Below are 21,285 nucleotides of genomic sequence, written 5' to 3' on the forward strand. Positions count from 1 at the left end.
CGAAGAATGAAGATAATTCCACTCAAGACACGTCTGTCATCAACGCGTGGTCGTCCATGGCTCTTGGGAAAAAAGGGGCGAAGGCGTGACATCTGTCCTTCGCTCAGCCAGTAAAGATTGCTCATCGTTCAGTCTCCTCAAGCGAAACTGAATCAGCTCTTCATTCTCAAATCAATGGGTCCTGAGCCTAGGCTGTTCGGATGGATTTCCGTATGTAACGGAAATGGGGGGAGGGCGGTTGAGCTTTGTCTGATTCATGGCATGCGGACTGATTTGGAGGTCGGCATGAGCACGAAGATCACGGGCGAAGATTGGGCCGTTGCGCTTGAAGTGTTTCAAGCGTCCTTGCCTCGTCGGGGCGACAAAGGCTGCAACAACTGGCTTTTTCTGGAAGCTATCCGTCATTGCGCTCAACATCTTGGTGACAAGTGGCACTTGGATGAACACGTGATATTGATCAAAGGTGAGCAATACATTTTGTGGTGAGCGGTTGATCAGGATGGTTTTGCTTGGGAGGTTCTGGTCCAGAAACGCCGCAATACCAAAGCCGCCAGGCGTTTCATGCGCATGCTCCTATCTGGTCAGGGCTATGCGCCGCGACTCGTGGTCACCGACAAGTTGGGATCAGTCGATCCGGGGACGCGAGCGGGATATGAAGCGTTTTTAAGTCAGCGCGGCATGTGCAAAGATTCACGTCGATACACGATCCGGTCGACAATTTTCATTACTTTCCTCGCAATCAATTTAACGCTGCTGGTCATTGTGAGTTGCGGCGTTCCGCTACCAACATGGGGCGAGAAATTGCACGCCTGAAGCGCGTATAGGAATTGTGTCAAAGACCGAGTTACATCTGCGCTTACGTTAACGTATCAGTGCCATATTAGCCGCTCTCGCCTTCAACAAGTTTCATTGGCCAGACGATCTGGGTTTGCTGGATTGGATATGCAGAGCTGTATGATGGCATGGTGGAGAGCAACAATTGGCCTACCGATATGCCCAATTCACGCAAAGATAGCCGGAAGCTCGTCAATGGTGGTTGCAGGAAGCGTCCACGGGATTCTTCGCGAAACCCAATGACTGCGATATCGCTACCGGGAGAGACGCCCACCTCTTCGAGCCGTCTATATAAACCCAGAGCCATGAGTTCATAAATCAGAACAATTGCTGTGGGGCGTGGTGACATCTGGAGTAATTCGCTGCCCGCGTGATAGCCACCCTGTTCACTGGATTTTGCGCGAATAATCAGGGAAGGGTCAAACGAGATTCCGTTCTCAGCAAGGCCCAGTTTATAACCATCCAGGAAAAGATAGCCGAGATTGGTTTCATTGTCCGGAACTGCGATTGCTATGTATCGATGGCCGTTGGCTACCAGTCGGTTGACTGCGCAGCGCGCCACCCCTTCAAAGTCCAGATCAATCCATGCATGGGAACCGCCCGATTGTGAGCGTCCAAGCGCGATGAACGGTAATCGTGCCCGGATCAGAAAATCGATGCGCCGGTCGATGCGTTTAGTCGAAGAAATAATCATGGCGTCCACCATGCGGCGGGCGACCATACGTTTGATATATTCTTCGCTGTCTTCGCCTTCGGGGCAGGGGAGAAGAATGAGATCGAGATTGTGTTGCGACAGCACGCTCTGAAGCCCATCTGTCAGCCCCACGAAGAAATTATCAGCATTTTCGACGGTTTCGGGTGTGCTGCCGGTCATAAGCCCGACGACATTTGTCACGCCTTTCCTCAGGCTGCGCCCTGACTGATTGGCGACATAACCCATTCTTTCCGCTGCTTCGAGCACACGCTGGCGCGTTTCTTCGTTGACATCGGGTTTGCCATTAAGCGCTCTTGAAACAGTGCCGATGGAAATATTCAGATGCTCCGCAAGTTGGCGTATACCCTTCATGATACTCTCCCAAGGCGCAATTTCTTGTTCTGGTTTTTCAGGTCTTGACATAAATAGCACTCATCGCATAGCGTCGTAAACGTTTACGGAATATGTGCGTTAAGGGGAATGCACGCTGTAATCGGGAGGAAATCGTGACATTGAATGCCGTTATATGCGGATGCGGAGCTATGGCCAAAGGATGGCTGCGCGCAATCGTATCGTCTCCGGAGCTGTCTTCAGCGATCCGCATTGCCGGGTTGGTTGATCTGCACCAAGAAACTGCAGAACGCTTGGCGCAGGAGTTTAATCTATCTAGCGCGGTGATCGGCACTAATCTTGCGGAAGTGCTCAGCACGACAAATGCCGATATCCTGTTTGATATTGTCGTTCCGGCGGCACGATTTTCTGTGGTTTCCATTGGTCTTGCCGCAGGGTGCCATGTTTTGAGTGAAAAGCCGATGGCGTCATCGCTTGACGAGGCGCATCAGCTGATTGATCTGGCAAAAAAAGCCGGAAAGATTCATGCTATCGTGCAAAATCGACGCTTTATCGCAGGAATACGCCGGTTGCGGCGCGCTGTGGAAGAAAGTCTGATCGGTGAAATCTCCGCGATACATTGTGATTTCTTCATTGCGCCACACTTTGGTGGATTTCGTGAGGAAATGCAGAATGTTTTGTTGCTTGATATGGCAATACACACATTCGATGCGGCAAGGTTCGTTGCTGGTGAGAAGCCGGAAGCCGTCTATTGTCTCGAAACCAATCCGACAGGTTCGTGGTATGCACATGGCGCGGTTGCCAATGCGGTTTTCGAGTTTTCCAACAATGTGGTTTTCACGTATCGCGGGTCGTGGTGCGCGGAAGGAGAACGGACGAGTTGGGAAAGTCACTGGCGTCTTGTCGGTTCAAAGGGGATGATTACCTGGGACGGCGAGGATCATCTGCGGGCCTCCGTCTCGGGGCATGAAGAGGGGCTTCTGCATGGTTTTGTGACCGTAAACGTTTCTGAGCCGAAGAGTGCGCGCGAAACACAGGGGCATGCGAGCGTTATCTCGTCGTTCCTGCATGCGGTTCAAAATGGAACGGTTCCAGAAACCGTATCCTTCGACAATATCAACAGTCTGGCGATGGTGGTTGGCGCGATTGAAAGCGCCCGCCTGCGGCAGCGCGTAACAATTGCAGCATGAGGTGCAGACAGTGAACAATCCGGCAAAATCCGTTCGCATCGGTACAATGGTCAGCGCTACCAAGGGCGACGCGGCAAAGCGCATCGGGCAGATTGCCGATCTGGGCTTTGAGAGTTTCGAGCCATTTTTCTGGCAAACTACAAATAGTCAGGATCTGGCAGAACTGGGCAAACGTTGTGTTGAGGCAATTGGAGATCGCGATATTACGATCTCAACGCTTGGCATGTTTGGTAATCCTCTGGAAACCACGGATGTAGATCTTGAGACGTTGCAGGGCTGGAAAGATTGCATCGATAATGCGCATCACTTCGGTGCGACTTGTGTTGCTGGTTTTACGGGGCGTGTGCGCGGCAAGCCGCTGACGGACAGTCTGCCGCGCTACAAGGAAATCTGGAGTGAGCTGGCCAAGCGGGCCGCTGACAAAGGTTTAAAAATCGCATTTGAAAATTGTGCGATGGATGGCAACTGGGCAACTGGTGACTGGAACATCGCCCATAATCCTGATGCTTGGGAATTGATGTTCAATGAAACCACGGATGATCACATTGGCATCGAATGGGAGCCGTGCCATCAGATGGTTTATCTGATTGACCCAATACCGCAGATCCGCAAATGGGCTAGCAAAATTTTCCACGTCCATGGCAAAGATGCGACCATTCGCTGGGATGTCATCAAAGAGCATGGGATTTTTGGGAAAGAAAAGTTTGTTTTCATGCGGACGCCGGGCTTTGGCGACACGAACTGGACGGATGTCATTTCGGAACTGCGTCTGGCTGGCTGGTCGGGATCTATCGATATCGAGGGTTGGCATGACCCGGTATATCGGGATCAACTTGAAATGACAGGACAGGTCCACGGATTGAATTACCTTAAAAAATGCCGTGGGGGAGAATTTATCGTCGATCCGGTATGACTGAGCGGATAGGTGGCCGAGGGAGCGGCACCTGTCAAACTATTGAACGCGATAACCAAAGAGGAGGAGACTATGGGTATCGTAAACTATTTAGCTGTTGGCGTTTTGGTGCTGACCGGGGTTTCGTTTCCATTGATTGAAGCCCAGGCTGAAGACATCACAATCAATGTCTGGGCAGTGGATAGAGAGATCCAGCCTGCCCCTAATATGATCAAAGACTTCAATAAGCTTAACACCGGTATCCGTGTAGAATACCGGCAAATCCAGTTTGATGATGTCGTTAGTGAGGCGATGCGCGCCTATTCCACGGGCAATGCACCCGATATTATTTCAATCGATAATCCCAACCATGCCATGTTTGCGTCGCGTAACGCTTTTCTAGACCTGACTGATAGGATCGCTGCATCAGACGTGGTGACGGTGGAGAATTATTTTCCAGGACCTCTCAAATCGACAATGTGGGATGGCAAATATTACGGTATCCCGAAAGCCACCAATACGATTGCGCTCTATTATAATAAGGATTTGTTTAAAGCCGCAGGACTTGACCCGGAAAGCCCACCGAAAACTTGGGAGGAGTTGGTAGATGTTGCACGTAAACTGACCGATCCATCAAAGAATGTTTACGGACTGGCGTTCTCTGCCAAAGCCAACGAAGAAGGAACATTCCAGTTTCTTCCATGGGTGCAGATGGCCGGTGGTTCTTATAAGAACATCAATGCCGATGGTGCGGTGAAGGCGCTGGAAACCTGGAAAACCATTCTTGACGAAAAGTTGGCCTCTCCGGATACGCTCACACGCAGCCAGTGGGACGCAACAGCGACCTTTAACGCCGGCAATGTCGGTATGGCTATCTCCGGTCCATGGGAAATTGACCGAATGGTCACCGACGCAAAATTTAGCTGGGGCGTGGCGCTCTTACCTGTGCCGAATGCAGATGCTTCACGTTCATCTGCGATGGGGGATTACAACTGGGCGATCTTCTCTACCAGCAAGCATCCAGATCAAGCATTCAAAGTTCTCGAATATTTCGTGTCCCAGGACAAAGACATGTTCAAGAACTTTGGGCAGTTGCCAGCAAGATCTGATATCGCGGCGCCTTCGACTGGTAACCAGATGAAAGACGAAGCACTTAAGGTCTTTGTCGAACAGCTGCAATATGCTCAGCCGCGTGGGCCGTCGCCGCAATGGCCTAAGATTTCAAAGGCGGTACAGGATGCAATTCAAGCCACATTAACGGGCCAAATGTCGGCAAAAGAAGCGCTCAATCAGGCTGCAGATAAGATCAAGCTTATTGAGGGCTGAGGATCCTGAAACGTACCATGTTTGGATGGTCAGCCTTTCGCAACAAAACCGAGCTTTATCCTCCCGGATGGGCTGTTTGTCACTGAGTGACAGGCAGCTCAATTGGAACCAAGGGATGTCAGATGAAGAAGATATTTTCCAGCATGAGCGATGGTCGCGGCTTCGATATCATGTTGCTAGCCGTGCCATTTGCGTTTCTATTCGTGTTGGCCGGCATACCGCTTGTTTACAACATTGTAATGAGCTTTCAGGAAGTTGACATGTTTAGCCTTGGCACTTTTGCCAGGCCTTTTGTTGGGTTTCAGAATTATATTGATTTGTTCAAACAGCCCGAAACGCTCCCCATACTGATCAATACACTCGTGTTTGTTGTTGCTTCCATCGTCGGGCAGTTTCTGATCGGATTTGGACTCGCATTATTTTTCTGGAATGATTTTCCTGGCTCAACATGGTTGCGTGGTGTGTTTCTCGTGTCCTGGGTAATGCCTGGACTTGTGGTGGGGGCGATATGGAACTGGATACTTTCCGGTGACTTCGGCGTACTCAACTTCATGCTCCGAGAGAGTGGTATTATCGATGGCAATATTTTCTGGCGTTCGGACCCTGATTTTTCGCTTTGGGCGGTTGTTATTGCCAACATATGGCTGGGAACATCTTTCAATATGATCCTGTTATCGGTTGGACTTGCCGCCATACCGGCAGATCTTTATGAAGCCGCGGAGCTTGATGGTGCGAATGCATGGCAGCGCTTTTACACAATTACGCTGCCGATGATGCGGTCGACAATTGGTGCAATGATCGCGCTCGGGCTGATTTTCACCCTTCAACAATTTGATCTTTTTGCTGCTATCACTGACGGTGGCCCTAACAATACATCAAACGTGGCTCAATATTGGGCTTGGGATCTATCGTTCCGGCAATATGACTTTGGTAAGGGCGCTACAATCTCGGCCATCATGCTCGGTTTTGTCATGCTCGCTTCAGTTGTCTATGTGCGCTCGACTCGTCATGAGGTGCGCGGATGAGCCGGAAAACCCGTAATCGCCTCATGCTCGTGATCGGACTGGTTCTGGCAACGGTGTATTTGTTTCCGCTTTATTGGATGTATATTACATCGCTTAAAAGCGGTTCGGAGATGTTTGCCACGCCGCCGACGTTGCTGCCGCGTTCCGCACAATGGGAGACTTACGCGAATGTCTGGCAAGGCCGCAATTTGGGGCGCTATCTGTGGAACTCGATCGTTATTGCGCTCGGTGCAGTCAGCCTGATAACTGTTCTTGGTGTTGGATGTGCCTATGTGCTTGCGCGCTATCGCAATGTCTGGATTGATATCGGGCTTTTTCTGATCCTGACACTTCAGGTGTTGCCGCCATCGCTCATGATAACGCCAATTTTTGTCGGGTTCTCGCAGGTTGGTCTTCTTGATTATCCGCGATTTGCTGTTGTTTTGGCCATCGCTGCCAAGAGCCTGCCATTCTTTGTCGTTCTGGTGCGCGCGACATTTATGGCCGTGCCGCAAGAGCTTGAGGAAGCAGCCCTTGTGGATGGCAACTCCAGAATCGGTGCTTTCTTCCACATAGTGTTGCCACTCGCACGCAACGGCATTCTCGTCAGCGCGATCCTGATCTTCATGCAGGCCTTTGGCGAGTTTGTTTATTCGAAATCGCTCATTCAAGCTGTCGAACTTCAGCCAGCCAGTGTCGGGCTTAATTCCTTCATGGGGCCCAATACGAGTGAATGGAACAACATCATGGCTTACGCGGCTATGTATGTTACTCCCATTCTTGCTCTTTTCATCCTCTTGCAGCGCCGTATTGTATCCGGCCTAACCTCGGGAGCGCTCAAATGACCCTCCAGATCGAATTATCTAACGTGAATAAGCATTATGGTAATTATCATGCGCTGAAGAATATCAACCTTTCTATTGAAAAGGGCATGTTCGTAGCGCTGGTCGGCCCTTCAGGTTGCGGAAAGTCGACTTTGCTGCGATCTCTCGCAGGACTTGAAAGCATTTCCGGTGGGGATATGCGTATTGGCGGCAGGTTGATGAATGGTGTGCCACCTCGCAAACGAGATGTCGCAATGGTCTTCCAGTCCTACGCGCTATATCCGCATATGACGGTCGAGGAGAACCTGACTTACTCACTTAAAGTACGTGGTGTGAACAAACGTGAGGCGCGAAAGGCAGCTGAAGAAGTCGCGGCTACGACAGGGCTTTCTCATCTCATGAAACGTTATCCGCGCGAATTGTCGGGTGGTCAGCGACAGCGTGTGGCTATGAGCCGGGCGATAATTCGTAATCCGCAAGCTTTTTTGTTTGATGAGCCGTTGTCCAATTTGGACGCCGCTCTGCGTGTGCATATGCGTAAGGAAATCCGTGCGCTTCATGACCGGCTTCACGCCACATCAGTCTATGTTACGCATGACCAGATTGAAGCCATGACAATGGCAGATCATGTTGTTGTGATGAAAGATGGCTTGATTGAACAGCAGGGCACACCAATCGATCTTTATGATAAGCCGGTCAATCGCTTTGTCGCCGGCTTCATTGGTTCTCCCGCAATGAATTTTATTCCTGCTGTTGTTGGTGCGGACGGACTCACCTTGCTGCTGGAATTGGGTGCAGATACTGTGAAACCGTTACGCGCACCACGGGTTCTGCAATCAGGGCGACGTGTTGTTGTCGGGGTACGGCCAGAACACATCAGCCTGTCTTCATCGAGTGACACGTGTCTTAGTCTTGAAGTCGCAACAGTTGAGACGACAGGCTCATCGACATTTATTTCGCTTAAAACGGAACCTGAAATTTCATTCGTTCTTCAGGGGCGGAGCGATGTTAGAGCCGGAACTACAGTTGGCCTTTCGTTTGAAACATCGGCAATGCATCTGTTTTGCGATGAGAACGGAATTCGCATCTGAGTCAATAATTCAGGCGTTGTGCATTCTCCTGAATGCCCAAACGCGGCTTTAAGTTCTAGGCTATTTCATATGAATCAGCATGTTTCGTGCCGGTTCTTTTTTTGCAGCAAATTTACCGTTGTTTAGAAAATTATTATAAACTGTAACGTTACAGTATCCAATCAACGGCTACCCTTGTGCCCCTGGATACTGCTAGTGGCCTGCTATCTCCACAAATCCGCAGGAATTTTACGTAATATCTGCCAGTTCCGAGGGGCGTGCCTAAATAAGCGCTTGCATCCGGTGACAACTTGATTAGTCTACCTGTAACGTTTCAGATTTGGGAGGAAATGAAATGTTCAGCTTAAAGTCGGCCGTTGTGGCTTTGTCCGTTGGTACAATTTTGACAACTCTGCCGGCGGTCGTGGGCGCGCGGGCTGCAGACCTTGAAGTGACCCATTGGTGGACATCCGGTGGCGAAGCCGCGGCGGTCAGGGTTCTGGCTGAAAAATTCGACGCACTTGGCGGTGATAAATGGGTGGATGGTGCAATTGCTGGCAGCGGGTCCACCGCCCGCCCAATCATCATCAGTCGTATTCTGGGCGGCAATCCGATGGGGGCAACGCAGCTTAATCACGGTCGGCAGGCTGAAGAGCTCGTTGAAGCCGGGCTCATGACGGATATGACCGAACTGGCGGAAAAGGAAGGTTGGGCTGACTTTATTCGTCCCAAAAGCTTGCTTGATTCCTGCACATTCAAGGGCCGACTTTACTGTGTGCCGCTTAACATTCACTCATGGGAGTGGATGTGGCTTAATCCGCAGGCTTTCCGCGATGTGGGCATTAAGCCGCCGGAGAATTGGAATGATCTGGTTGCTGCCGCGCCAAAGCTCAAAGAGAACAACATAGTCCCGCTCGCAGCCGGAGATGGCTGGCAGGTCAATGGTATTCTAACGGTTCTCATGGTTTCTATTGGAGGTAAAGAGCTTTATCTGAAAGTAAACCGGGACAAAGATGCTGAGGCTGCACGCGGACCGGAGATGAAGAAGGTCTTTGAGGCGTTTGCACAGGCGCGCGATCTTGCCGATCCTGGCTATGTCGGGCGGTCCTGGAATGAGGCAACGGGCATGGTCATGTCCGGCCGTGCCGGTGCTCAGATCATGGGTGACTGGGCGCAGGGAGAGTTTAGCACCGCGGGTAAAGTTTCGGGTAAGGATTATGATTGCCTGCCAGGGTTGGGTGAAAAACCCTATCTGGATACGGGTGGAGATGCAGTTTATTTCCCGAAGAATAAAGATCCAGAAGTCACCAAAGCCCAGCTGAAGCTTGCCAGTATGCTGGTGGCAAAAGATACGCAGGTGGCATTCAATCTCGCAAAAGGCTCATTGCCTATTCGGGGTGACGTTGATCTTAATACGGCCTCAAGCTGTATGCGTGCCGGCATCGACATCCTTAATAAGGCAGACAATATCGTACCATCGATCGATCAGTTGCGCGCACCTGATACGCACGGACAGATGGAAAGTCTTGCGGCGGAGTTTTTCGCCAATCCTGACATGACGGTTGATGAGTTGCAGGAGCGTTTTGCGGAGATCATTGAACAAGCATTTTAGCGCATCAGCTTATCTGAAGCCAATATGTCTGAGAAGGCTTCGAAGCTGAAACTGGTGTGGTCTGGGAGGGCTATGCTTCATTATCGGCGATGACAGCGAGGACAGTCATGGCAGTGACGAATGGAGGCGGTTATCGAAAACCGTCACGCTTATTTCGAAATCTGAATGCAAAGGTCGCAGCGCTTCCGATGATTGCCACAGTGTTGGTGGTTTTTATCGGCTGCACGGCTTGGACCATTCTCTATTCTTTTACATCCTCGAGGTCGCTTCCGGTATTAAACTTCGTCGGTGTTGATCAGTATGTGCGGTTGTTTGGCGCTTCGCGCTGGCACATCTCGGTGCGTAACATCGCCATTTATGGCGTGTTGTGTATGGGGTTTTCGTTGTTTGGCGGGTTTGTTCTCGCGGCGTTGATGGATCAGAAAATCCGTTTTGAAAACACGTTTCGCACAATTTTTCTGTACCCCTATGCTCTCTCATTCATCGTGACGGGTCTTGTGTGGCAGTGGATTTTCAACCCTCAACTGGGGCTTGAACAGGTCGTTCGGGATATGGGGTTTGATAATTTCCAGATGGCGATTTTGTCGAGCCGCACATATGTCATTTATGCCATTGTAATTGCTGGTCTTTGGCAAATGACCGGGCTTGTGATGGTACTGATGCTTGCCGGTCTGCGCAATGTTGATGACGAAATATGGAAGGCCGCACGTGTTGATGGCATTCCAAAATGGAAAACCTATCTTTTTATCATTTTGCCGATGATGCGGCCCGTGCTGGTCACAACTGTCGTGATGATCGCTACTGGTATCGTCAAACTTTACGACCTTGTTGTCGCCATGACGAATGGTGGTCCGGGCATAGCCTCTGAAGTGCCTGCAAAATATGTCTACGATTTCATGTTCGGCTGGGCCAATCTTGGGCAGGGCCTCGCTGCCTCTACGGTCATGCTGACCACAGTGCTGGTTATCCTTGTTCCCTGGGCAATGCTCGAATTCGGACGGAGGAAAACGCGATGAGCGAAGCTGTTGTGAACCGCAAGATGGAAAGCGAGGGCGGGCATCACAGGCAAGGTGTTTTTGTGCCTGCGGTGCAAGGCAGAGAGCCATGGGGGCGCAAGCCGAAGCAACGCTTCGCACCTGCGACCATCATGCTCTACAGCATCTTGTTTGTTGCCGCAGTTTATTATCTGTTGCCGCTTTATGTAATGGTGGTCACATCGCTCAAAGGCATGCCCGAAATCCGGCTTGGCAATATTTTTGCCCGGCCCGTCGATATCACTTTTGAGCCATGGGTAAAGGCATGGAGCCAGGCCTGTACGGGGCTTTATTGCGAAGGTATCAGTACAGGTTTCTGGAATTCTTTGAAGATTACAATTCCAAGCGTTATCGTCTCAATCGCCATTGCTTCTGTGAATGGCTATGCGCTTGCAAACTGGAAGTTTAAAGGTTCGGAAGTCTTCTTCACAATACTGCTTTTCGGGGCGTTTATCCCTTACCAGGTTATGCTTTACCCGCTGGTTATCATAACGCGCGAACTCGGAATTTTTGGCACTCTGACAGGTGTCGTTTTTATCCATACCATCTTTGGCATGCCTATTTTAACGCTCCTGTTCCGTAATTATTTTACGGGGCTTCCGCCTGAGCTCTTTAAGGCTGCGCGCGTGGACGGCGCAGGGTTCTGGCGCATCTTCTTCCAGATCATGTTGCCAATGTCATTACCGATTTTCGTGGTTGCAATTATTCTGCAGGTCACGGGGATCTGGAATGACTTCCTGTTTGGCGTGGTGTTTGCAGGAACGCAAAATTTTCCGATGACAGTGCAGCTCAACAATATCGTCAATTCGGTGCAGGGCGTGAAGGAATACAATGTCAATATGGCTGCAACCATTCTCACCGGTGCTGTGCCGCTGCTCGTTTACTTCGTGTCGGGGCGCTATTTCGTTCGCGGCATCGCCGCAGGTGCCGTGAAAGGATGAACATCATGCAATCAAGTGTTTCTGTCCAGGATCTGTCTCTTGGTTTCGGCTCAGTCGATGTGCTTAAAAACCTTAATCTGGAAATCAATGAAGGCGAATTTCTCGTTCTTCTTGGGCCATCCGGATGTGGCAAGTCCACACTTTTGAACTGCGTTGCCGGGCTGCTCGATATTTCGGAAGGCAGTATATATATCAAAGGACAGAACGTGACCTGGAAGGAGCCAAAGGACCGGGGTATCGGCATGGTTTTCCAGTCTTATGCGCTCTATCCGCAGATGACCGTTGAGAAAAACCTGTCATTTGGTCTGCGGGTTGCGGGGCTGCCAAAAACTGAGATCGACAAGCGCGTTAAACACGCTGCTGCAATTTTACAGATTGAGCCCTTGCTGCAACGCAAGCCGTCTGCGCTTTCCGGCGGGCAGCGCCAGCGCGTTGCCATCGGCCGTGCTCTCGTGCGTGATGTTGATGTCTTTTTGTTTGATGAGCCGCTTTCAAACCTTGATGCCAAACTGCGTTCCGAGCTTCGGGTCGAAATCAAGCGATTGCACCATAAGCTTGGCAACACGATGATCTATGTAACGCATGACCAGATTGAAGCCTTGACGCTGGCTGACCGTATCGCTGTGATGAAAGGCGGTGTGATTCAGCAATTGGCTGATCCGCTGACCATTTATAATCGTCCGTGCAACCGCTTCGTTGCTGGTTTTCTCGGATCGCCGTCAATGAATTTTTTCTCTGGTGAGATCAAGGTTCAGGACGGTCTTCCCTATTTCCATATCGGTGACGCGGCCATTCTTCTTGATGGTTATGATGGCTCTGTCGAGCATGGGCGCAAGGCGACACTTGGCATCAGACCTGAACATATTTGTTTGGATCAACAAGATGGCTTGGAGGCAACTGTTGATCTGGACGAACCCATGGGGGCTGACAGCTTGGTCTGGCTTCGCTTCGCCGGGCACCCCATCTCAGCGCGTGTTGAAGCGAGCAAACGTTATCGGGCAGGCGATAAGGTCAGGATCGGATTCAAGCCTGACACGCTTTCGTTGTTCGACGCCCAGACAGAGGAAAGGCTTTAGATGATCAGCAATATGCTCTCCTCCTAATTCCCCGCGCAATTCCAGTTGTTTCAGCAACGTGATTGAAGAGCCATTTCAATCACGCGGGATTGTTATTGCCTTTTAAAAGGCAGGCCTATCAGCGATTAAACAAAGGTTTAAAATTATGAATGGGTATTCCTATCAGCTTTATAGTTCGCGGAAGTTTCAGCCATTGAAGCGAACTTTAAAAATGCTGCGTGATCTCGGCTATCGTCAGGTTGAGGGTTATGGCGGAATTTATAATGATCCAGCTCAACTCAGGGCGGAACTGGATAGTCTCGGACTTTCCATGCCGACGGGACATTTCGGGATCGACATGCTTGAAAACGAAGTCGATCGTGTGCTGGAAATTGCCAGGGTCATCGATATGAAGGCTATTTTCTGTCCTTATCTTGATGCTGAACGCCGACCCGATACACCTGCCGGATGGCAGGCGTTTGGTGAGCAACTTGCTGCAGCAGGCGAGCCATATCGAAAGGCGGGATATGCCTTTGGCTGGCACAATCACGATTTTGAATTCCGTCCCTTGTCAGATGGTTCTGTCCCACAGGAGCACATTCTCAACGCATCACCAGACCTTGTCTGGGAGGCGGACATTGCCTGGATTATCAAAAGTGGCGCTGACCCGTTTGAATGGATCAAGCGTTATGGAGATCGGATGATTGCTGTCCATGTTAAGGACATTGCCGAAACTGGCGAGAAGGCGGATGAAGACGGCTGGGAAGATGTGGGGCATGGTATCGTCGATTGGCCGCGGCTCATCGCGGCGTTGCGCAAAACACCTGCCCGCTATTTCGTCATGGAGCATGACAATCCGTCTGATGACACGCGTTTTGCAAGCCGTTCTATCGATACAGTTCGCGATTTATAAGTGGAGAATGTAATGATCAGGACACTGGGTGTTGGCATCATTGGATGTGGAAATATCTCAGCCGCTTATTTGCGACTGGCTCCCTTGTTTCGCAACATCGAAATCAGAGCCTGTGCAGATATCAATCCGCAGGCTGCAGAAGCGCGGGCCGCTGAGTTCGGGATTATTGCGCAGTCGATTGATGCGCTGCTGCAGAACGACGACATTGATATTGTGGTCAATCTAACGGTTCCAGATGCGCATTATACCGTTTCAAAACAGATTCTGGCGGCAGGAAAGCATGTCTATTCTGAAAAGCCCCTGGTGCTTTCAGTTGAGCAGGGGCTCGAATTGAAAGCACTTGCGGACGGGCGATGCCTGAAAGTGGGATGCGCACCGGACACTTTTCTCGGTGGTGCGCATCAGCTGGCACGGCGTGAAATCGACAGCGGAAATGTTGGGCGGATTACCTCGGGAACCTGCCATGTGATGAGCCATGGCATGGAGCATTGGCATCCAAACCCCGATTTTTTCTTCAGGGCAGGAGGTGGTCCAATCCTTGATCTGGGACCTTATTATATTGCCAATCTCATCAATCTTCTGGGCCCCGTTCAGCGGGTTGCCGCGCTGACATCTGCAGCAACGAGTACTCGTGTCATTCGCTCCGAACCAAGAAAAGGCGAGATCATCCCGGTTGAAACGCCAACCACTATTCAGGCATTGCTGGAGTTTGAACAGGGGGCCACAGTTACGTTGATGGCAAGCTGGGATGTTTGGGCACATCGTCACGCCAATATGGAACTCTATGGCACGGAAGGTTCGCTCTATCTGCCGGACCCGAACTTTTTTGGCGGTGAGGTGCTGCTGGCAAAACCTGAAAACGCTGCCGTTGCCGTAGAAGCCTGGGACCATCCTTTCGGTGTTGAGAATGAGCAGCATTCCAGTGGAATGATGGCGAATTATCGCACTGCAGGGCTGGCTGATATGGCTGCGGCCATTCTTGGAGGGCGCGAAATGCGATGCTCTCTTGAGCGTGCATTGCACGGTGTGGAGGTTATGCTTTCAATTCTTAAATCGGGTGAGGAGAAGCGCTTTATCGATATCCAAACCACATGCACGCGGCCTCAGGCACTGGGTATTGCCGATGCCGAGGCACTCCTGCGTCCGATGGATATGCACAGGCGACACGCCGCCAGTTAGAACGGCTTAGTGCGCTCAATGGGGCGCACGGTCTTTCCATGTGTTTAAATTAGATCAGTGCTTTAAGACCTTTTCTTTGAAGCACACTCTTATTGATACTCGCCATCGTTTCAACAGGACTTTATGCTCTAGCCTACCGTTTGCAGGGATGAAATATCCAGTCCATTGATCCGCCCCAGGATAGCTTTGCCTAATTGCTGACCGGCAAGTTTGAAGCTTTCTTCAGCAACAATCAGTTCGGGTCGGAACCAGTGCAGTATCTCGGTTGACTGTTTAGCCGCAACGTCCACGTCTTTACCAATGGACAAGCCGGCATCTTCTATTCCTGCGACCACAGCCAGCGTTGCGGCGCTGCCAGAACAAATAATGCCATCTGGCCGCGCCGGCAATTTCATTCGTTCTGCGATGTAGCGGCGCAAGTGCTGAAGGGGGCTGTCCAGGTCGACATTTTCCAGCGTTGAACCATTGCACCCAAACTGACGCAAGCCTTCATAAAATCCAGAAACCATATGACTGTAATAGGTGAGTTGCGCCGGGGGTGTCAGGAGAACAAGATTCTTACGCCCAAGCGAGGATAACCGGTCGACCATATCTCGCGCAAAGGCATGATTGTCAAAATCATGATACGGGTGTTCAATTCCGGTATTTGTGCGGCCGTGCGTAGCAAAGGGGAAGTTATGTTCGGTCAGATAATGGACGCGCTGATCATCCGGTTCAGTTCGCGAAAATATAATCCCGTCAGCTGAGCCTGTTTCAACGATATAACGGATCGGCTCAATTGATGCGCCGGAACTGAAATAAGGTGTGAGAATAAGATGATATTGTGTGTCGGCCAGCATATCCGCGACACCATGGATCACTTGACTTGTAAAACCCATGATCTCGTCTTGCGTGTTGAGGACGAGCGCAATGACATTTGTTTTCCCGGTGCGCAGTCGAACACCCGCACGGTTCGGCCGATAGCCGATCTGGCGTGCGATAAGCTGGACACGCTTTCGGGTTTCCGGACCGATTTCCGGTGCATCTTTGAGTGCACGCGAAACTGTAGTCACGCCAAGCCCTGTCATAAAGGCGATTGTCTTGAGAGTGGGCCTCTCATTTTCGATGAAAGCCTTCGCGGGATTCAACGGCTTTGAAGTATCAGAGCCTTGTTTATCATTCATATACTGTTCGTCCAGGCAAGACAGGGAAAGATATTTTGCGAGGAATATTATAGCATTCTCAATGGTTCTGTCGCGAGTTTTTCACTTCTGCTGCGCTATTGTATTCGGTTCGCATAATTGAATGACGGTGAATGGGTATGGTGATCGATTACAAAGGCGCTTACTTTCCCAAAAGTGTCACCCTGTATGCTGTTTCCTTTTACCCGAACTATCCCGGCTCCTATCGTAATGTTCAGGAAATTATGGCTGCACGTGGTGTGAACGTTGATCATGCAACATTGAACCGCTGAGTTGTTCGTTACTCACGGTTCTGTCGCAAATTTTTGACAGCGCAAAAAGGCTAGAAAATCATTTCATGAACCTCCGCTACAGGCTAATATATTGGCCAGTGAAGGCGAGGCTGCAGATCTTAATAAGCGGATATAATCGGCCTGCTTGCAGGGCGCATATGTCTACAAAGAGAATTAAAGTCTACGTTCGAGAATTTTGCGACAGAACCTTCGATTATAAGGATTATGCATTATTTTCAGAATGCTTTACCGCGCAGATGGCTGGCCAAAAATCCAAGATTATCTTGTCCCCAATAGGTTTCATCATCGTACACATAGGTTGGAAAACCGAAAACGCCCTTGTCGAGTGCATGTTTCCGGTCTGCTTCCCACTTGGCTCGAACATCGTGATCGTTTTCGCGCCCGACCAGATATCGGCCGTTGAAACCAGCTTCATCCGCGATAGCACTGCGGATCTCAGCCTGGCCAATATCCTTTGCGTCAGACCAGAATGCATGTTGAAGCACGCGGGTCAGTTGCAACCAGTTCTGGCCATCAAGATACGCCGCTATAACGCTATAGGAAGCAGGGGTGGGATCGCTTAAAGCTGGCCGGTCATCAATGAAAAGCGGCTTGCCACGAAACTTGGCCCAACGCTTGAGATCCTGTGTGCCATAAGCGCGGCGCACCTCTGGCCTGTTGCGAGAGAAAATTCCGCCATTTTCCTCTATAACGGTTGCCAGATAAGGCTTGATTTCGACCACATGCCGCTCTGCCAGTTCCTCAAGCGTATCAAGCCCGAGATAAGACCATGGCGATCCAATGGAAAAGAAATAATCAATAGTTTTGGCCACGTTTTGTCCTTTGGTATGAGGTATCGTCGATCTCTTATTTGAACTTTGGCAATCCCGGCGGATTGGTTTGAGATTGTTGCAGAGCTTCTTCGCTCAAATGCCAGCGATCAAGGATGCGTGCATAGTCTCCGTTTGCAATTAGGCCGTTGGTGGCAATGGTCAGAGCATTTGCAAGTCCGCTGCCTTTGCGGGTGGTAATCGCCACATCGGATCGGTCCGGCCAGCCCGCACTCAATGTGCCGACACGCCGGATGTTTTTGTCACGAGAGGCGATAAAAATGAGCTGTGCATGTGGCTGGACGATTACATCCGCACGCCCTGACTGAAGTGCGAGCAGACTGGCCGCTTCATCGTCGTAATATTGCAGGTCCAGTGGTTTAAGCCCGGACTTTTCGTTTTCCTCGCTCCATTTAACAAGAATGCGCTCCTGATTGGTTCCCGCACCCACAATAATACGCAGCCCTGCGGCATCTTTGGGTTCCCTGATGGACGTAATGCCACTATCAGCCTTCACGAAGAAGCCATGAAGCCCTTGCCGATAGGTTGAGAAGTCGAATTTTTCCTTGCGTTCTTCCGTCACGCCGACATTGGATATCACAGCATCATATTTGCCGGACGCCAAGCCAAGCGGCCAATCGATCCATGCGACAGCAACGCTTTCGAGTTCCAGCCCAAGACTTTCGGCAATTGCCGATGCGTAATCTGCATCTGCACCCACAACTGTTTTTGCATCGGTTGCATAGGCTGCAAGCGGCGGGCCACCAGGTGCCACAGCGACGGTCAGTTTGCCCGGCGTGACAAACTTGAAATCTGCGGGAATGGCAGCGATTGCGGTTGCATTCTTTTTTACATGGATGCGTCCAGCCTGCTCAGGTGATAAATCAAAATCACTCGCCGCTGAGGCTGGAAAAAATGAAGCGATCACCAATCCCAATGTAGCCGTTAGCAGAGCGCTCGCTCTCATGAACCATTCTCCATCTCTTTGAAATATTCGCGGGCTGGCACAAGTACCCCGGCATGGGTCAACCCAGGCCCTCAAGAACCGCTTTTTGGCAGTCCGGCTGGGTTGGTCTTTGCCTCATCAACGGCTTCCGAGCTCAGGCTCCAGCGTTCAAGCACCTGATGATATTTGCCATTCCTGATGAGTTCGTTGAGCGAAAGCGTCAACGCGTCGGCAAGACCGCTACCCTTACGGGTCGTGATCGCGACCTCAGCGGTCTGCGGCCAGCCACCACTCACTGTGCCCACCAGCTTGGTTTTACCATGCTGCGATGCGGCATAGGCCTGCACGGCATTGACGCTGAAAACCGCATCGGCACGACCGGATTCAAGCGCAAGGGCTTTGACAGCATCGTCGTCGTAATACTGCACTTCGACGGGCTGGAGGCCAGCGGCCACGTTCTGCTTGTCCCACTGAAGAAGGATATTTTCCTGATTGGTACCGGGATCGGTAATGATCTTCAATCCGGCGATATCCCTGGGCTCTTTGAGGGATGCAATCGGGCTGTCCGCCTTGACATAGAAGCCAAGCTCATCCTTGCGATAGGTCGAGAAGTCGAACTTCTCCTTGCGTTCTTCGGTCACGGTCACATTTGAAATAACAGCATCCAGTTTTCCGGATTGCAGTGAAAGCGGCCAGTCAGCCCATGCGATTGGCACCAGTACCAACTCGCGTCCCAGAGTGTCGGAAACAAGCTGGATAAGATCTGGATCAAATGCAACCACGGTTTTTGCATCGGTCGCATAGGTGCTGATCGGCGGAACCCATGGGTTGATGCCGACGACGAGCTTGCCGTCCTGTACGAACTTGAAATCCTTAGGGACGGCATTGATGACAGCATCGCTCTTTTCTGTGCGCAGACGGTTTGGCTGCTCCGGGCTCAAATCCAGTTCTGCAGAAAAGGCTGGTGCGCTGAGCAGTGTTGCTGCTGCGAGAATACCCCCTACAATTGCATTTTTATAATTGCCTGATTTGGCTGTTTTCATTGTCTGGCTCCTGATGACTTGAATTTTGGACGAACAACGCCTGTCGATCGCTCGCTCAAAAGCGATCAAGGTATTGAGAACTTGTGGTTTGCTCTAAAAGGGTGTTCTTGCTTCAGAGGACTTTTGCGAGAAACTCCCGGGTTCGTGGATGGCTTGCCGCATTGAAAAGCTGTTCCGGCCTGCCGGTTTCCAGAATGCGACCTTCCTCCATGAAGACAACTGTGTCGGCAACTTCGCGCGCAAAGCCGATCTCGTGGGTCACGATCACCAGTGTTGTGCCCGAGCGTGCCAGTTCCTTGATGACATCGAGGACTTCACCAACCAGTTCGGGATCAAGGGCAGAGGTTGGCTCATCAAAGAGAATAACTTTCGGATTAAGTGCGAGGGTGCGGGCAATGGCGACACGCTGTTGCTGCCCCCCGGAAAGCTGACGCGGATAAGCATTAATCTTTTCGCTGAGGCCAACGCGGGCCAGCAGGCGTTGCGCAATGAGGGTGGCAGCTTCGCGGCTCATGCCACGCACAATCATTGGTGCTTCAATGATGTTTTCCAGCACGGTCAGATGCGGAAAGAGATTGAAGTTCTGGAAGACCATTCCAACATCGACGCGCTTCTTCAGAATATCCTTTTCTTTCAGCTCATAGAGTGTGTTGCCATTCTGGCGATAACCAAGCAGCTCGTCGTCAATCGCAATGAAACCATCATCAACGCGCTCCAGATGATTGATCGAGCGGAGCAATGTGGATTTACCTGAACCCGACGGACCAAGAATAGCAGTTACGCTACCGGGCTTGATATGCAGGCTGATATTATCGAGAACGCGATTGTCGCCAAAGCTTTTAGAGACGCCATGAATATCAACCGCTCCGCGCCGTGCACTTTTGAATCCGTTTTCGGCCAGCGTCTGGATAAGTTGTGCATCCTGCTCGTTCAAAACAACATTCTGGGCTTTGGCCGGTATCGCGGTTTGCGCCGGAATAAAGCGCCCGAAAAGACGTGTCAGCATAGCCGGTGGCGGGTTACGCAACGCGCCGCGTGAAAAATGCCGTTCAATATAATATTGCGCAATCGACAAAACTGTCATGATGATGAGATACCAGACGGTCGCGACCATCAGCAACGGAATGACTTCAAGGTTACGGCGATAAATCACCTGCACCGTGTAGAAGAGTTCGGGCAGCGCGAGCACGTAAACCATCGACGTGCCTTTTGCGAGACCGATGATCTCATTGAAGCCGGTCGGAAGAATCGTACGCATGGCTTGCGGAAGCACAATGCGGAATGCCTGTCTGCGGCGCGGTAAACCCAGAGCTGCTGCTGCTTCAAGCTGCCCCTGATCGACCGAAAGAATACCGCCACGAATGATCTCGGAAGAAAAAGCTGCCTGATTGAGACTCAACCCCAGAAGCGCTGCAGCAAATGGGCTTAATATCTGAACGGTGGGATATTCAGCAAATGTAATATCAGTATAGGGAACACCAAGCCTGACCGTTTCATACAGATAACCGAGATTGTTCAGAACAAGCAGCAGGACAATCAGCGGAATAGAGCGCAGCAACCATATATAAGCCCAGGATAGACCAGATAGCAGAGGCGAGCGGGAAACGCGTGCCAGTGCAAGAGCCGTTCCCAGCGTAAAGCCAAGCACTGTCGCAAGTACTGTCAGCCATAGCGTTCGCATCAGCCCAACAAGAACCGGCTCCGAGAGGAACCATTCTGCAAAGACCGGCCAACCCCACTTTGGATTGGTCAAAACCGATTGCAGCACGGCAATGATAAGGCCAGCCGCGAAGATTGTACCAATGACGCGGGCTGGATAGCGCGCCGGAACGATGCGATAGTGTTTGAAGTCGCCAGCACTGACGTGGGCATCTGTCCCTCGGTCGGTCCCCGCAAAATCTGTAGCAATAGACATAATCAACGCTGCTCCGAATTGCCATTTAACTGATGACTCAATCCAGACGCGTCTGTCATGGAAGTCACTCTATCCAAGTGTCGGAGAAGAAGGGCGGAGTTTCAAAACAAATAAGTCTATTTAAACGCACCGTAGCGGATGTTTTTTCCATAACATCCACTGCGCAGCCACGCACTTGC

21 protein-coding genes and 1 pseudogene are annotated in these 21,285 nt (G+C 51.0%); 15 read left to right on the forward strand and 7 right to left on the reverse strand.

Going from position 1 to position 21,285, the window contains the following annotated elements:
• Positions 1-125 (reverse strand): transposase (locus ABE527_RS05105; RefSeq protein WP_499695018.1); only part of this gene is annotated, 125 nt, incomplete at its 3' end.
• Positions 126-285: 160 nt separating this feature from the next.
• Between ABE527_RS05105 and ABE527_RS05110 the strand changes: the two genes are divergently transcribed.
• Both ABE527_RS05110 and ABE527_RS05115 read left to right on the forward strand, forming a co-directional pair.
• Positions 286-486, forward strand: a complete 201-nt coding sequence (locus ABE527_RS05110; RefSeq protein WP_499696333.1) for a hypothetical protein — start codon at positions 286-288, stop codon at positions 484-486.
• A gap of 33 nt (positions 487-519) precedes the next feature.
• On the forward strand, positions 520-813 hold the full coding sequence (locus ABE527_RS05115) for a hypothetical protein (RefSeq protein WP_499696507.1): 294 nt from the start codon (positions 520-522) through the stop codon (positions 811-813).
• A 67-nt stretch (positions 814-880) separates the two neighbouring features.
• Here the strand turns inward: ABE527_RS05115 and ABE527_RS05120 are convergent, their stop codons facing one another.
• Entirely contained in the window at positions 881-1,900 is a 1,020-nt protein-coding gene (locus tag ABE527_RS05120; RefSeq protein WP_499694954.1) for a LacI family DNA-binding transcriptional regulator, read from the reverse strand.
• A gap of 134 nt (positions 1,901-2,034) precedes the next feature.
• On the opposite strand from ABE527_RS05120, the gene ABE527_RS05125 reads away from it, so the two are divergent.
• The 12 genes from ABE527_RS05125 (at position 2,035) to ABE527_RS05180 (ending at position 14,919) form a co-directional block, all read left to right on the forward strand.
• Positions 2,035-3,069 carry a Gfo/Idh/MocA family protein gene (locus tag ABE527_RS05125; RefSeq protein ID WP_499694953.1) on the forward strand — a complete coding sequence of 345 codons (1,035 nt, stop codon included), beginning with the start codon at positions 2,035-2,037 and terminating at the stop codon, positions 3,067-3,069.
• A gap of 10 nt (positions 3,070-3,079) precedes the next feature.
• Positions 3,080-3,982 (forward strand): sugar phosphate isomerase/epimerase family protein, encoded by a 903-nt coding sequence (locus tag ABE527_RS05130; RefSeq protein WP_499696334.1) that lies wholly within the window; start codon positions 3,080-3,082, stop codon positions 3,980-3,982.
• 72 nt (positions 3,983-4,054) lie between these two features.
• Entirely contained in the window at positions 4,055-5,287 is a 1,233-nt protein-coding gene (locus tag ABE527_RS05135) for an ABC transporter substrate-binding protein (protein ID WP_499696335.1), read from the forward strand.
• A 122-nt stretch (positions 5,288-5,409) separates the two neighbouring features.
• Positions 5,410-6,312 carry a carbohydrate ABC transporter permease gene (locus ABE527_RS05140; RefSeq protein WP_499694950.1) on the forward strand — a complete coding sequence of 301 codons (903 nt, stop codon included), beginning with the start codon at positions 5,410-5,412 and terminating at the stop codon, positions 6,310-6,312.
• On the forward strand, positions 6,309-7,136 hold the full coding sequence (locus tag ABE527_RS05145; RefSeq protein ID WP_499696336.1) for a carbohydrate ABC transporter permease: 828 nt from the start codon (positions 6,309-6,311) through the stop codon (positions 7,134-7,136). Before ABE527_RS05140 ends, ABE527_RS05145 begins: the two co-directional genes overlap by 4 nt.
• A complete protein-coding gene (locus ABE527_RS05150; protein WP_499696337.1) occupies positions 7,133-8,206 on the forward strand; it encodes an ABC transporter ATP-binding protein in 1,074 nt (357 codons plus the stop codon). Before ABE527_RS05145 ends, ABE527_RS05150 begins: the two co-directional genes overlap by 4 nt.
• Positions 8,207-8,540: 334 nt before the next feature.
• Complete coding sequence (locus ABE527_RS05155; RefSeq protein ID WP_499696338.1) at positions 8,541-9,797, forward strand: ABC transporter substrate-binding protein; 1,257 nt, start codon at positions 8,541-8,543, stop codon at positions 9,795-9,797.
• 107 nt (positions 9,798-9,904) lie between these two features.
• On the forward strand, positions 9,905-10,813 hold the full coding sequence (locus ABE527_RS05160; protein ID WP_499695480.1) for a carbohydrate ABC transporter permease: 909 nt from the start codon (positions 9,905-9,907) through the stop codon (positions 10,811-10,813).
• Positions 10,810-11,772 (forward strand): carbohydrate ABC transporter permease, encoded by a 963-nt coding sequence (locus ABE527_RS05165; protein WP_499695481.1) that lies wholly within the window; start codon positions 10,810-10,812, stop codon positions 11,770-11,772. Before ABE527_RS05160 ends, ABE527_RS05165 begins: the two co-directional genes overlap by 4 nt.
• Positions 11,773-11,777: 5 nt before the next feature.
• Positions 11,778-12,848 (forward strand): ABC transporter ATP-binding protein, encoded by a 1,071-nt coding sequence (locus tag ABE527_RS05170; protein ID WP_499695482.1) that lies wholly within the window; start codon positions 11,778-11,780, stop codon positions 12,846-12,848.
• A 145-nt stretch (positions 12,849-12,993) separates the two neighbouring features.
• A complete protein-coding gene (locus ABE527_RS05175) occupies positions 12,994-13,740 on the forward strand; it encodes a sugar phosphate isomerase/epimerase family protein (RefSeq protein WP_499696339.1) in 747 nt (248 codons plus the stop codon).
• Positions 13,741-13,752: 12 nt separating this feature from the next.
• Complete coding sequence (locus ABE527_RS05180) at positions 13,753-14,919, forward strand: Gfo/Idh/MocA family protein (RefSeq protein WP_499696340.1); 1,167 nt, start codon at positions 13,753-13,755, stop codon at positions 14,917-14,919.
• 128 nt (positions 14,920-15,047) lie between these two features.
• On the opposite strand, the gene ABE527_RS05185 is transcribed toward ABE527_RS05180, so the two are convergent.
• Positions 15,048-16,082 carry a LacI family transcriptional regulator gene (locus ABE527_RS05185; RefSeq protein WP_499695485.1) on the reverse strand — a complete coding sequence of 345 codons (1,035 nt, stop codon included), beginning with the start codon at positions 16,080-16,082 and terminating at the stop codon, positions 15,048-15,050.
• 137 nt (positions 16,083-16,219) lie between these two features.
• Here ABE527_RS05185 and ABE527_RS05190 point away from each other — a divergent pair.
• Positions 16,220-16,369 (forward strand): annotated as a pseudogene (locus ABE527_RS05190) (IS6 family transposase); the annotation flags it as partial.
• A gap of 239 nt (positions 16,370-16,608) precedes the next feature.
• On the opposite strand, the gene ABE527_RS05195 reads toward ABE527_RS05190, so the two are convergent.
• The 4 genes from ABE527_RS05195 to ABE527_RS05210 form a co-directional block, all read right to left on the reverse strand.
• Positions 16,609-17,205, reverse strand: a complete 597-nt coding sequence (locus ABE527_RS05195) for a 2-hydroxychromene-2-carboxylate isomerase (RefSeq protein WP_499695486.1) — start codon at positions 17,203-17,205, stop codon at positions 16,609-16,611.
• 34 nt (positions 17,206-17,239) lie between these two features.
• Positions 17,240-18,169 carry an ABC transporter substrate-binding protein gene (locus ABE527_RS05200; protein WP_499695487.1) on the reverse strand — a complete coding sequence of 310 codons (930 nt, stop codon included), beginning with the start codon at positions 18,167-18,169 and terminating at the stop codon, positions 17,240-17,242.
• 71 nt (positions 18,170-18,240) lie between these two features.
• Complete coding sequence (locus ABE527_RS05205) at positions 18,241-19,191, reverse strand: ABC transporter substrate-binding protein (protein WP_499696341.1); 951 nt, start codon at positions 19,189-19,191, stop codon at positions 18,241-18,243.
• 112 nt (positions 19,192-19,303) lie between these two features.
• A complete protein-coding gene (locus ABE527_RS05210) occupies positions 19,304-21,106 on the reverse strand; it encodes an ABC transporter permease subunit (protein ID WP_499696342.1) in 1,803 nt (600 codons plus the stop codon).
• Positions 21,107-21,285 lie beyond the last annotated feature (179 nt).

Source organism: Brucella sp. TWI432, from assembly GCF_039674445.1.
GTDB classification, from domain to species: Bacteria; Pseudomonadota; Alphaproteobacteria; order Rhizobiales; family Rhizobiaceae; genus Brucella; species Brucella chromiisoli.